General features: G+C 37.7%; 12 protein-coding genes. 9 read left to right on the top strand and 3 right to left on the bottom strand.

Features of this window, described 5'->3' with window-relative positions; translation table 11 throughout:
- On the top strand, window positions 1-518 hold a 518-nt coding region (locus A2003_RS04705; protein ID WP_286686876.1), incomplete at its 5' end, for a hypothetical protein.
- A gap of 60 nt (window positions 519-578) precedes the next feature.
- On the opposite strand, the gene A2003_RS04700 is transcribed toward A2003_RS04705, so the two are convergent.
- The gene (locus tag A2003_RS04700; RefSeq protein WP_004912587.1) at window positions 579-1,382 is read right to left on the bottom strand and encodes an rRNA large subunit pseudouridine synthase E; all 804 of its coding nucleotides are present in this window, start codon (window positions 1,380-1,382) and stop codon (window positions 579-581) included.
- A gap of 193 nt (window positions 1,383-1,575) precedes the next feature.
- Between A2003_RS04700 and icd the strand changes: the two genes are divergently transcribed.
- The 4 genes from icd (at window position 1,576) to A2003_RS04680 (ending at window position 7,832) form a co-directional block, all read left to right on the top strand.
- A complete protein-coding gene (icd, locus tag A2003_RS04695; RefSeq protein ID WP_087540023.1) occupies window positions 1,576-2,832 on the top strand; it encodes an NADP-dependent isocitrate dehydrogenase in 1,257 nt (418 codons plus the stop codon).
- A gap of 171 nt (window positions 2,833-3,003) precedes the next feature.
- Window positions 3,004-3,825, top strand: a complete 822-nt coding sequence (locus tag A2003_RS04690; RefSeq protein ID WP_112986971.1) for a PhzF family phenazine biosynthesis protein — start codon at window positions 3,004-3,006, stop codon at window positions 3,823-3,825.
- 144 nt (window positions 3,826-3,969) lie between these two features.
- The gene (locus A2003_RS04685; protein WP_112986972.1) at window positions 3,970-6,732 is read left to right on the top strand and encodes a M16 family metallopeptidase; all 2,763 of its coding nucleotides are present in this window, start codon (window positions 3,970-3,972) and stop codon (window positions 6,730-6,732) included.
- A gap of 134 nt (window positions 6,733-6,866) precedes the next feature.
- Complete coding sequence (locus A2003_RS04680) at window positions 6,867-7,832, top strand: calcium/sodium antiporter (RefSeq protein WP_112986973.1); 966 nt, start codon at window positions 6,867-6,869, stop codon at window positions 7,830-7,832.
- Window positions 7,833-7,919: 87 nt separating this feature from the next.
- On the opposite strand, the gene A2003_RS04675 is transcribed toward A2003_RS04680, so the two are convergent.
- On the bottom strand, window positions 7,920-8,303 hold the full coding sequence (locus A2003_RS04675; RefSeq protein WP_004912579.1) for a DUF3144 domain-containing protein: 384 nt from the start codon (window positions 8,301-8,303) through the stop codon (window positions 7,920-7,922).
- A 104-nt stretch (window positions 8,304-8,407) separates the two neighbouring features.
- Between A2003_RS04675 and A2003_RS04670 the strand changes: the two genes are divergently transcribed.
- On the top strand, window positions 8,408-9,040 hold the full coding sequence (locus A2003_RS04670; protein WP_112986974.1) for a hypothetical protein: 633 nt from the start codon (window positions 8,408-8,410) through the stop codon (window positions 9,038-9,040).
- Window positions 9,041-9,373: 333 nt separating this feature from the next.
- Here A2003_RS04670 and A2003_RS04665 read toward each other — a convergent pair whose 3' ends face one another.
- Window positions 9,374-10,828, bottom strand: a complete 1,455-nt coding sequence (locus tag A2003_RS04665) for a CYTH and CHAD domain-containing protein (RefSeq protein WP_112986975.1) — start codon at window positions 10,826-10,828, stop codon at window positions 9,374-9,376.
- A gap of 174 nt (window positions 10,829-11,002) precedes the next feature.
- On the opposite strand from A2003_RS04665, the gene A2003_RS04660 reads away from it, so the two are divergent.
- The 3 genes from A2003_RS04660 (at window position 11,003) to hemL (ending at window position 13,510) form a co-directional block, all read left to right on the top strand.
- The gene (locus tag A2003_RS04660; RefSeq protein WP_112986976.1) at window positions 11,003-11,374 is read left to right on the top strand and encodes an Mpo1-like protein; all 372 of its coding nucleotides are present in this window, start codon (window positions 11,003-11,005) and stop codon (window positions 11,372-11,374) included.
- 151 nt (window positions 11,375-11,525) lie between these two features.
- Window positions 11,526-12,137 (top strand): thiamine phosphate synthase, encoded by a 612-nt coding sequence (thiE, locus tag A2003_RS04655; protein WP_042891131.1) that lies wholly within the window; start codon window positions 11,526-11,528, stop codon window positions 12,135-12,137.
- 65 nt (window positions 12,138-12,202) lie between these two features.
- The gene (gene hemL / locus A2003_RS04650; RefSeq protein ID WP_112986977.1) at window positions 12,203-13,510 is read left to right on the top strand and encodes a glutamate-1-semialdehyde 2,1-aminomutase; all 1,308 of its coding nucleotides are present in this window, start codon (window positions 12,203-12,205) and stop codon (window positions 13,508-13,510) included.
- Window positions 13,511-13,536: the final 26 nt, after the last annotated feature.

Here is a 13,536-nt window from a genome sequence, read left to right as displayed (position 1 = left end):
AAGAAAGAGCGCTTCAACTTCAGATTGATGAGATGAGAGAAGGGATAAAACAGCAAGTTGAATTAGTGCAACTTCAAAGACAACAACTCGATGAACAGCATAAGATGCTCGAACCAAGATTTATTATTTCTCAATCTAAAGTAAATTCTCCCGTTTATGGCAGTAGCACAGATCCTAAGATAGATATTAACCATAATATAGTATTTCTTGTGATCAATTACACTCTAGAAAATTTGGGAGGAGATGCTTTTAATTTGAGAATAACACACCCGAAGAGTAAGGAGATTTTAAAAAAACTTAGTACCGTAAAAGCATCTACATCAGAGGAAATTAGATTTGAATTGGCACAATTTCAAATAGATCAATTAAATCAAAAAAAAGAATTGGAAGATTCATTAGATTTTTTTTATGAAAGTATAAATGGGCGTTCAGTAAAATATGAATTACTTATTCATGTATATCAAACCAACCATCCATTTTATGGTGTAAATCTCTTTTTGAAGAAAGCTGATTTATAGAAAATACAAACTATACAAATTTAAAAAGCCCACTTCCGTGGGCTTTAAAACATCTAAATTCTAACGACTATTTCGGCTACGTCCGCGTGGAGCTTTGGTATTTGGTCGTGTTGTGCCATTAGTCTTGCGACGTGGTTTCTCACTTTCATCCATTTGCCAAATACGCTTAGTACCAGACTTCTTCTTATTTGGGTCTTTTTTATCGCCTTCTTTCTTTTTCTGATGCATTGGTTTACCACCAGTGCCGCCTGGTTTTTTCACGTATGAGCGAGAACGATAAGGCTTATCTTCAGGAAGATCTTTAAAATCAGGATAAAGTAAAGGTTCGATCTCTTTTTGTTCACCAGGTTGTAAACCTAAACGTACAAGGTCGATGGCACCAATCTTAGTACGAATTAAACGTAATGTCGGAAAACCAACAGCAGCTGTCATACGACGAACTTGACGGTTACGACCTTCACAAATCTGAAGTTCAATCCAACTCGTTGGGATGTTGGCACGGAAGCGAACAGGTGGATCACGATCCCACAACCACTCAGGTTGATCAACCTTAATTGCTTTTGCAGGGAGTGTCATACCATCAGCAAGCTCAACACCTTTACGTAGCTGTTCTAGCGCTTCTTCTGTGACATCACCATCAACTTGTGCGAGATAAGTTTTAAATTTTTTATTGGTTGGATTGGTGATGTACTGGTTTAAACCGCCGTGATCAGTCAGGAACATGAGGCCTTCAGAATCGAGGTCAAGGCGACCCGCAAGACGTAAATCAGGATCGTGGATAAAATGTGACAGCGTTAAATGCGCCTCATCCTCACGAAACTGTGACAACACGTCAAAAGGTTTATTAAATACAACTATTTTCATATGAATATACTACTTTGGCTTTAAGTGGCACCATGACATAAAGCTTTTTATTTAAGAGAGAAATGTTTGTATTTCTCCTATAAATCTCAAAAACCTTGCTTATGGATTAAACTGTTTCATGTAATAACAACGAAAGTATGCCATAGAAGGCATACATTTACTCGCAAGATACACATGAGGGAGAACCTGTAAAATGGGTTATCAGAAGATCGTGGTTCCTGCTGACGGTGACAAAATCACAGTAAACGCAGACCTGTCACTGAATGTTCCAAATCATCCAATCATTCCTTTTATAGAAGGTGATGGTATTGGTGTGGATATTACACCAGCTATGAAGGCAGTAGTAGATGCTGCTGTTCTAAAAGCGTATGGTGGTAAACGTTCAATTGAGTGGATGGAAGTATATTGCGGCGAAAAAGCAGATAAAATATATGGCACTTATATGCCAGAAGAGACTTTCGAAGCATTACGTGAATTTATTGTTTCAATCAAAGGTCCTTTAACCACTCCTGTTGGTGGTGGTATCCGTTCATTAAATGTTGCGCTCAGACAAGAACTTGATTTGTATGTCTGTGTTAGACCAGTGCGTTGGTTTGAAGGTGTACCATCACCTGTGCAACATCCTGAGTTAACAGACATGGTTATTTTTCGTGAGAACTCTGAAGATATTTATGCAGGGATTGAATGGAAAGCAGATTCGGATGAAGCTAAAAAAGTTATCAAATTTCTAAAAGAAGAAATGGGCGTAACAAAAATCCGTTTTGATGAAGGTTGTGGTATTGGGATTAAACCTGTTTCAAAAGAGGGTACTCAACGTCTTGTCCGTAAAGCCATTCAGTTTGCAATTGATAATGATAAACCTTCAGTGACGCTTGTCCATAAAGGCAATATCATGAAGTACACCGAAGGTGCCTTCAAAGAGTGGGGCTATGAGCTAGCGATGGAGCGTTTTGGCGGAGAACTATTAGATGGTGGTCCTTGGGTTAAAATTAAAAATCCAAAAACAGGCAAAGACATCATTATTAAAGATGTGATTGCAGATGCATTTTTACAGCAAATTCTTATGCGTCCAGCGGATTATTCAGTTATTGCCACGCTTAATTTAAATGGTGACTATATTTCTGATGCGCTTGCAGCAGAAGTTGGTGGTATTGGTATTGCGCCAGGTGCAAATATTGGTGGTGCGATTGCGGTGTATGAAGCGACACATGGTACAGCACCAAAATATGCGGGACAAGATAAGGTAAATCCAGGTTCGATTATCCTTTCTGCTGAGATGATGCTGCGTGATATGGGATGGATTGAAGCTGCTGATCTGATTATTAAAGGTGTATCAGGTGCGATTGAAGCAAAAACAGTGACCTATGATTTCGAGCGTTTAATGCCTGGTGCAACCTTGGTACGTTGCTCTGAATTTGGTCAAGCAATTATTGAACATATGGGTGATTAATCTATTCATGATTTTAAAAGAGCGGTTAAACCGCTCTTTTTTTGTTCTATATATTTCATATTAATTCTGTGTTGACCTTTTTAGTTGTATCGTAAATTTTAAAAAAACTGTATCTAGTATTTTTAGATCATTTGTTCAAAATATGCTGAAAATTATGAAGAGTTTGCTGTTATGAAAATGTATCAAGTTGATGCTTTCACCAAAGAATTATTCAAGGGCAATCCTGCAGCGGTTATAGTTTTGGATAATTGGTTAGATGAGCATTTAATGCAAAATATCGCATTAGAAAATAATCTATCAGAAACAGCTTTTGTCCGAAAAATAGATGATGCTAATTACGAAATACGCTGGTTTTCACCGACAGATGAGGTTGCCTTTTGTGGACATGCAACTTTAGCTAGTGCTTATGTTTTATTTAAAGATTTTACAGAAGCGAAGACCATACAGTTTCATGTCCGTCAACTTGGAATTTTTGTAGTTACTCAAGATGCTGATGGGAAAATCAAAATGAATTTTCCGATTCGTAAAGCTGAACAGGTTTCTGATTATCCACAAGCTTTACGTGATGGCTTAACCAAGCCATTTAAGGCAGTTTATTTAAATGCTCAAGCCTATATTGTTGAATATGAGTCTGTCCAAGATGTATTGGATGAGCAACCGAACCTAGAGAAATTAAAACAATTAGGACAGGTACGTACAGCAATTACTGCATCTCAACCTGATATTGCAATAACTGCAAAGGGTGAGGATGGAAAGTTCGATTGCGTGTCACGTTATTTTGCTCCTGCGATTGGGATAGATGAAGATCCTGTAACAGGTTCGATTCATACGGCAATTGTTCCACTTTGGGCAGAAAAACTGAACAAACAACGATTAGTTGCATATCAAGCATCAGCACGTGGTGGCATTTTGGAATGCTTCATTGAGTCAGCAGAGCGTATTGAAATTTCGGGATATGCAAAGTTATATATGCAGGCTGAACTATCTATTTAGCTTGTAACAAAAAACGAATAAAAACAATGAAAAAAGCTGTTTAAGTGAACAGCTTTTTTCAAAATATAACTATTAAAAAACTATGCTGTTTACTAGTATGGACGCTTGTATTTATTTAAATCATCAAAAATATTCGGATAATCTATGTTAATGCGGTTTAAGCAACTTACACTCTCTCTTTGTTTACTTGGGGTGAGCGCAGCTTCATGGTCTCAGGCTGTACTCGTAAAAACTGAAAAAAATATCGAAGAATATAAATTAGACAACGGCTTTAGAGTTATTCTCGCCCCAAATGAAAAAGAAAATAAAGTCTTTGTAAATACAGTTTATATGACAGGTTCTTTGAATGATCCAAAGGGCAAAGGTGGTTTGGCTCACCTGCTTGAACATTTGGCTTTTAAAGGAACACAAAATGTAAAAGGTGAGGAATTTCAACGTCGCCTTGATCAATATACCTTAATGACAAATGCAAGCACGGATTATTATTCAACTAAGTATTTGAATATTGTTCGTCCAGAGAAAAATGCGCTCAATGAGATTCTGTATTTAGAATCTGAACGCATGGATAAATTGGTGCTTCAGGAGAAATTTGTTCCATCAGAAATTGAAATTGTGAAACGTGAACGTGAAATCCGTATGGATCAGCCATTTGCGGTATTGATGGATCAAATGTGGAAAGCTGCCTACGGAAATCAATATTTAGGGCGTTTGCCGATTGGTGATCTACCTGAATTGAAATCGATCAAAATGAATGAGCTGAACCAGTTTTATAAAACTTGGTATGCACCTAATAATGCGGTCATGGTGATCTCTGGTAAATTCGATAAAACAGAAGTTTTACAGAAAATTGATCAGTATTTTAGCCCTATTCCAGCACGTAAAATTCCAAACCCAGTACAAGTCCCTGTTTTAGATTCAAGTAAAATTGAACAACGCCAGTTTACGGTACAAAAGGGAAGTGATCTTGCCAAGTTTAATATTTATATGAATGGCAAGAATGAAAAATTACAGCCAGCTTTAGCGCTCGCTCCAGCATTATTTACGATGCAACCGAGTGGAACTTTATATAAAAGTATGGTTGAAACAGGAATTAGTACAGCAGTCCAATCAACCACTTGGTTAGATCAAGACTTTAATGTCGTATTTATGGGGGCGATTTACGCACCTAATCATGATGCGAAAAAAGTGGGTGATGCTCTAGTTGATGGGGTTGAAAATAGTAAAACTTTTACTGATGCAGAATTACAACGTATAAAAAATATTACTCAAAATACAGCCGATACGATTGCAAATGATGCAGTCGCTTTAGGCTCACGTTTGAGTGATTATGCTGTGTCTTCACACGGTCAGTGGGATGAATACTTTAGAGACTTAGAGGCGATTCAGAACCTAAAACTTGAAGATGCTAATCAAACTTTAAAACAATTTTTAGTCGCTTCACATCGAATTTCTGGGGACATTTTGCCTACTCCAGAAGATCAGAAAAAAGCGATGACTTTAAAAGCTGAAGATAAACCAAAAACCTTAGATCAAAATACTGAGCAAGCTGAACCGCTGAAAGATCCAAGTGTTTATCAGCAAGAGGTCAAACAGTTCATCGAACAATCTGCCCAGCAGTTACAAAAGAATGAAAAGAAGATTCAACGAGGCGAATTAAAGAATGGCATTCGTTATGCTTTATTCCCAACCCCAACTCGTGATGATAAAACCTATGCCACGATTAGTTTAGATTTTGGTAATGAGAAATCTTTATTCGGTAAAGGTGTTATTTTAGATTTAACCAGTTATTTGATGCTACGTGGTTCAGAAAAACATACTTTACAAGAAATTACCGATAAGGCGATTGCTGCAAGTGGGGGAGCATCGGTGAGTTCGAATGGTAATGGAATGACCATTGTGGTTCAGGCTAAAAAAGACAAATTTGAAGACTTTTTAAGTTTTATCATTGATGTCATTAAACAACCTAAGTTTTCTCAGTCTGAATTCGATTTGGCTAAAAATCAGAGTTTATCTGCTTTAGATCGTCCTTATACAGAACCAGCGATCGTATCATCAATGACTTTAGCAAGGCTACTTGAAACCTATCAACCAGGTGACTTGCGTTATCATTTTGAACCTGAGTTGACTAAACAACAGCTTAAAGATGCCACTCAGTCACAGGTTAAGCAATTTTATGATCAATTCTTCATGACCAATCATGCGCAAATTGCAGTGACTGGTGATTTTGATGCTATAAAAATACAGAAAACTCTAGAAAATGCATTTGGAAAATGGAAGACGAAACAGCCATATCAAAAGATAGTCACTCCATTTGTAGCATTTAAAGCTCAAAAAGTTCATGCCTTATCTGAGCAACGTGAGTTTGGAAGTTATCAAAGTGTGCTCACAATTCCAGTAGGTGCTTATCATCCAGATGCTGCTGCATTGATGATTTTAAGTCACATTATGGGGAACTCTCAGCTTTCGTCTCGTTTAGCACAAGAGCTAAGAGAGAAAAATGCATTGGTTTATGGATTTGGTAGTAGTGTAGATTTAGATTCAGATACAGAAAGTGGTTCACTGAGTATTTCAGCAAATTATACAGCTGGCCGCTCAGATCAAGTCTCACAGTCTGTGCATAAAGTATTGAATGACTTACTTGATAAAGGTGTAACTCAGCAAGAAGTTGAAGCTGCAAAAGCTGACATTATGAAGAAACGTGTGACTTCATTAGAAGATGAACGTTCGATTCATGGCATGTTGACGGGTCAACTTGAGCGCAATAAAACACTGCTGGATCGAGCAAAACGTGATCAGGAAATTGCTAAACTAACGAAATCTGACATTGATACTGTGATTAAGAAATATATTAAGCTTGATCAGTTTGTTGAGGTTATGGCAGATCAGTATGGAAAAGCGCAACAATAATTGGCATCAATAGTTTCGGACTAAGCTAATTTTTAGTCATCAATAAAATAATACTTAAGTGCTTTATTTTTTTTGCATGAAATGAGATTTTATGATTCATAAACCTCATTTCAAACTAAAGTGCGGGGAATAATATGCTTTTAGCTTTAATCGCTGTTCTTGCTGGAATTGTTTTATTAGTGTGGAGTGCTGACAAGTTTATTGATGGTGCTTCTGCAACTGCTCATCATCTAGGAATGCCTTCATTATTGGTTGGCATGATCGTTGTCGGATTTGGTACGTCTGCTCCTGAACTTGTTGTCTCGGTCATGGCTGCACTAGATGGTAATCCTGGTATTGCGTTAGGTAATGCTTATGGTTCAAACATTGTTAATATTGCATTAATACTAGGGCTGACGGCTATCATTCACCCCATCGTGGTGCATTCAACAATAGTTCGTAAGGAGCTACCTCTTTTATTAGCCGTGACAGTGGTAGCGATTATGCAAATCATGGATGGCGAACTGAGTCGGAATGATGCATTGTTACTGTTCTTGCTTTTATTTGTTTATATGGGATGGACAATTTGGCAAGGTATGCGCAGTAAAAGTGATGTTTTAAGCCATGAATTTGATTTTGAATTACAAACACATCAAATGCCTCTTAAAAAGGCTATTCCACTACTAATATTTGGGTTAATTGTATTAGTTATAAGCTCACGTCTATTGGTGTGGGGAGCTGTTGAGATTGCTCAATCCTTTGGTGTAAGTGAATTAATTATTGGTTTAACTGTTGTAGCTATTGGAACTTCATTACCAGAGTTAGCCTCATCCATCGCTGCTGCTAGAAAGGGTGAACTTGATATCGCGATAGGAAATGTAATTGGTTCAAATATGTTCAATACTTTGGCAGTGGTTGGACTTGCTGGAATGATTCATCCTACTACAGTACCCCATGAGGTTTTACAGCGTGATATGGTGGTAATGGGTATACTCACCTTGAGTCTACTTTTTTTCACTATCAGCTTGAAAGGGCATGGACGTATCGGGCGTTTAAAAGGTGGAACTTGGTTATTCAGTTTTATCGCTTATACAGCTTATCTAATTAATACAGCTTTTTAATTTATTGAATCAGAACAAGGCATTAAACTAATGAATGCCTTGTTCTGATGAAGATAAATATTTAATCTCTAAAGACTAATTTACTCGTCAATGATCATGTTTATGAGCATGAAAATCTTCATTTTTACGGAAGCGTAAATAGTTTTCAAACTGCTCGCAATATTCGTCAAAATTATCTTCGAGCATCATTTGAAATTGTTGAAGCAAATAAGTCATCACTTGCTCTTTAGCGTCGCGCATTTCATTGCCATCTTTAAAGTTATTTGCAGCAACCCATGTATTAAAACGAGCAGTCGCAAATAGCATAGCAGCGCTCACTTGTCCGCGTAATTCCTCTGGTTTTGCTGGTTGACCTTTCGGTGGGCGGCAATACTCATTGGCGAGTTTGATGAATTCATCTGCACGCTCAAAAAACACCGCATTTAACGCTTCTTCTTCCGTCACATCGGTGGCGTTGATTTTTTGAGACATGATCATTTTCCAACAAAAATAAGACGTCTTATTATAGTCAAAGCCTTGTCGAAACTAAACCTTTGCCTTAATCTAAAATAGCCTAAGCAAATCGAATTATCATCATGCAAGATGCTATCGCCATTCAAAGCTTAAAAACAGATATCGCTTTACTTCGTCAACATATTTATCCACCTCAATATTTGGAACATGTTGAAGGTTTACCGATTTATTATGGTCTAAAAGATCAGGTCGATGAGTATTATCGTCAATGGCAACCATTGATTGAAAGGGCGCAGGAACTTTGTCAGCCTTTTATGGAAGATGAGCCTGTGGATGCGATTCATTTACCCAGCCATCTGAATCTGCCATTGTTTTTCTTTCACGTCGATCGTATTCGAATCAATAAAACTCGCGCTAAAGAGTCTAAAACTTTTCGTGGTGTTGCGGCATTGATCGAAAAGTGTGGGCAATTTGACACAGATCAGATTTTTGCGATGCAAGAATGGTTAGGGAGTGATGACACTGCTGCTTTGGTGGCTCATCGTGAGTTTATAGATTTACGTACTTACGTCTTTCAGCATGGGCAAAGTGAATATACACGAACCCGTTTTTATATGAATGGTGTAATTTTAAGCGTCGAACCACATTTTAAATTGGTGGATGCACGGGATAAACTACGTAAGCAACGTAATGATAGTTATAGTGATCCGATTGCAGATAATGGAACATGGAAGATTTTTGGGAAGTATCGGTAAATGATTTAAGTGGAATAAATAGTTTAACACTCTAATTTTCATTAAAAAATAATAGCACAGCCACAAGTGCTATATAAAGTTTGGATGTTTTCGCGCAGACGATTTCCTACTTTGTTTTCGGACAAAGTAGGCAAAGCCATTGTCATCAGCAAAACCTGTTTATTTCTTGGATTTATTAAAATGCATCGCAGAAACATTACTTTGCTTATATCACGCAGGTTGCTGATGACGTTTCAGAGTATCCGCTTTTTTTGTTAAGATTTAGATTATTTGTGGCGGCATCCATGCCACCAGCACGATAACAGAGTGAGGTGATTTTCCCTTGCAGAGCAATCACTCCTCATCCCAAAAAATGTCTTTGATCGATAAATCCTCTAGTTTCTTTGCAGCCTTCTTAGCAACATGTGGTTGTTGTGCTTTTACCCAACCTAAAGCAAATAAAAATTGTGGGTGCTCTGTAGCTTGTTCCTCGAAAATATGTTCAGCGACAAACAAATCATTATAAAAACCTAAATATTCCTGAATTGGCTGTAATTTATCTAGGAATTGTTGAACATCTTTCTCAGGATAAAGATCAGAAATAAAGTCGATGCAATAACGCAATTGTTTTACTCGTTTGCGGGTTCGATGCTGTTCTTCTACAGCAAGTGATGAAAAATGTTCTGCATCCTTGAGGATTTTTTGATAGAGCTTGGTTAAACTTTTTGCAGCTTGTTTAGTGACTTTAGGCTTTGATTCAGATTCACGATAGCTAAAGTTGAGTAGTGATAAAAATAGCTCAGTAGTTTGAGTCCGACTGAAAATCTGAGCAATATTAGTTGCGTCAGAGGCTGTAAGCTTAAATTCAAAATCACACACTTTCTGAATTAAAGGAATGACCGAATCTTGGATTGCATCATTGTCACGCGATTTACCCAAAGCTCTAAAAATTTCAGCTAACTGACTTTCCCAAGACTCATCAACTTGAGTTGACCAGTTTGAAAAATGTTTTAAGGCAGAACGCAAACGTCTTATTCCCACACGTGCTTGGTGAATATGATCCGCTTCTGCAACACCATCAGCAATCGCTGCTGCATTAGGTAAAATATGATTTAACGTATTTTCGACAATTTGTTTGATTGCTTGATCAGCACTAATATCAGATTCTAATTTGAGCGTTTTTGCTTTAGTAGCAGGAGAGACACGTTTAGTTACGGCAAGCAAATTACCACGTTCAGCCTTACTGCGAACATCTAGCCATAATTGATATTTCTTCACCCATGTATGTGCGAATGTAATTAGGTCTTGGGGTGAGCCTTGTTTCAGTTCAAATTCAACTTCACATATTTGGGCTTGATCGTTAGGTGTACGAATTTCACCATCATCTAAACAAACTTCAATTAGCGAATTTTCAAATTCAAAAACATGAAATGTACGTTGCACATCTGTTTGGAACTGAAGTAGTAGTTCAGTAGGCGAGTCACCTAATACATCACGTAGTACACTTTGAACGGTTTGATTATGTTTATAAAGTGTAAGGTCCAATTCAGGTTCTTGTTCACATTTACCTAAATAGATGTCTTCTTCAATACGTTGCAAATGATTTTTAGTCGCAGCTTTAAAGGTTTGTACCCAATGATCACCCTCTTGACGCAGACGAATAGCCACATAATTTTTTGCTAATAGACGATCAGCAGTATCATAGTATTTTGCTTGCAAACGAATTTTCTGAGCCGATTGTTTATTTAAAAATTGCAGGACACTTTTTTTCTTAGATTCAGGTAGCTGAAATTTAAGCTCTATTTCCATGATGTTATAACTCCTGACCATTTTTGATAAATATTCTAAAATTTAGTATAACGTGTTGATCTCAAAAATTATTGTAAAGATCTTTTAAGTCTCGTTGAGGATGGCTCACAATGACTTTATTTTGAGCAAAAAATACTTTAAGTTGTGGGGAGTTTAAAGATTAGGATGATCCACATGAATGCACCAGCGAAGATCGACAAGCCAGTAGAATTCACATTGCCAATTAAAGACTATAATGAATTTTACCGCTTTTATTTAACTGAACATCGTAGTATTGCGAGCCGACGTTTGCATGTAGCAGGTAGTACACTGGGTTTGTATTTTTGGAGTAAAGCAATTAGCCAGCGTAAAGCAAAGTATTTAGCTTATGGTTTATTGTCTGGATATGCGTGTGCATGGGTTGGACACTTTTTCTTTGAACACAATAAACCAGCGAGTTTTAAACAACCGCTTTATAGTTTTATTTCAGATTGGCGTATGTTGTCTGATGTTGTACGTGGTCGTCTCAGTTTAATTGATCGCAAGTTTGACAAGATTGAGTCTTAAACAAGATATTAAAATTAGAAATGTCTAAAGCTGCGTCATAGCAGCTTTTTTGTTCTAAGGTTTATTTTTAGTAATGTAAATGTGCACACTCTCTTTAATTTTTAAATAAGAAAATATACCCTGAAACCAACGTTTTTTTAGTGAAATTTTCATGCGCGGTTTATACCTCATCACCAATGATGATCCCATTCAACTTCTTTTAGAAAAGTTAGAGACTGCACTAGCTACTGGTCATATAGCTATTTTGCAATATCGTCGAAAAAAAATAGAAAAAATAAATCAACCATCTGAAGTGGAGTTGATCAAAGTCCTGTGTGAAAAATATCAAGTCCCTTTTGTCATTAATGATGATTTGGCGTTAGCAGAACAATTTGGTTTAGGTGTGCATCTAGGGCAGTCCGATGGTGAAATTACTGATGCGATTAAGCGTTTACCCCAAGGAGTAATTATCGGACGTACTTGCTTAAACTCTTTAGACTTGGCAGCAAAAGCAATTTCCGAAGGCGCGACTTATGTAGCATTTGGTGCTGTCTATGCGACATCAACTAAACCAGAAGCGGGCAATGTGGGAATCGAAGTCATCAAACAGGCTCAACAAAAATATGATGTGCCAATTTGTGCGATTGGAGGTTTAACTGTTGAAAATTCTCAAGTCGTGATAGAGGCTGGAGCAAGCCTTTGTGCAGTAATTAGTGATATATTAGGACGATCAACAGCCGAAATTCCTGCTCGTGTCAGCGCATGGGCGAAATTATTTGCATAATTCTGTGTGTTCACAAGTTGGGACTTTAGTCACTCCCCATTATTTCGATTTAGGTTGAGCCTCATATGAGTTTATCTCCAAAGCAAGAACAGTTATTTAAACAGGCGAATAAACATATTCCAGGTGGCGTAAATTCACCTGTACGTGCATTTAACGGTGTAGGTGGTACGCCAGTTTTTATTGAGAAAGCGAAAGGTGCGTACCTGTGGGATGTTGATGGCAAACGATATATTGACTATGTAGGTTCATGGGGACCGATGATCTTAGGTCATGCACATCCTGATATTATTAAAGCGGTGCAAATCGCAGCTGAGGATGGCTTAAGTTTTGGTGCGCCAACCGTGCATGAAACCACTTTGGCAGACACGATTTGCGAAATTATGCCTTCGATCGAAATGGTTCGTATGACCAGTTCAGGAACTGAAGCGACGATGACTGCAATTCGCTTGGCACGTGGTTATACAGGACGTGACAAGATTGTGAAATTTGAGGGCTGTTATCATGGTCACTCTGATTCATTATTAGTTAAAGCAGGTTCAGGTTTACTTACTTTGGGTGAGGGGGAGCCGACTTCTAAAGGAGTACCTGTTGATTTTGCAAAACATACTTTAACTTTGCCATATAACAATATTGAAGCATTAAAAGAATGTTTTAGTAAGTTTGGTCATGAGATTGCAGGCGTAATCATTGAACCTGTAGCAGGCAACATGAATTTAGTAACGCCGATTGAAGGATTCTTGCAAGCCATTCGTGATGTTTGTGATGAATATCAATCAGTCTTCATTATTGATGAAGTAATGACAGGTTTTCGTGTTGCTCTTGGTGGAGCGCAATCAGTCTATAAGGTAAAACCAGATTTAACGACTTTAGGTAAAATCATTGGTGCAGGATTACCAGTGGGTGCTTTTGGTGGTAAACGTGAAATCATGGAGTGTATCGCACCGCTAGGCGGCGTGTATCAGGCAGGGACATTGTCAGGAAATCCTTTGGCAATGCGTGCGGGTATTGCGATGTTTAAGCATCTACGTGAACCTGAATTCTATGACAAATTAGCTGCCCAATTAGAAAAACTGCTTGCTGGTTTACAAGTTGCAGCAGATGAAGCTGGTATTCCATTCAAAACTCAGCAAGTGGGAGGAATGTTTGGTTTGTACTTCACAGATCAAGATGACATCACAAGTTTTGATTCGATGTTAGCCTGTGATGTGGGTGCGTTTAAGAAATTCTTCCATGGTATGCTTAAACGCGGTGTTTACCTTGCACCTTCAGCATTTGAGGCTGGTTTTATTTCTTCAGTACACTCTGATCAAGATATTGCAGAGACCATTCAAGCAGCAAAAGAAACATTTGCTGAAATGAAAGCTTCTGCTTAATTTCAGATATCAGGAAACACCATGAC

The sequence above is a fragment of the Acinetobacter sp. GWC1_38_13 genome, assembly GCF_001767535.1.
GTDB lineage: Bacteria > Pseudomonadota > Gammaproteobacteria > Pseudomonadales > Moraxellaceae > Acinetobacter > Acinetobacter junii.
The sequence above is the reverse complement of the archived record's forward strand: the minus strand, read 5'-3'. Positions and strand labels throughout refer to the sequence as shown.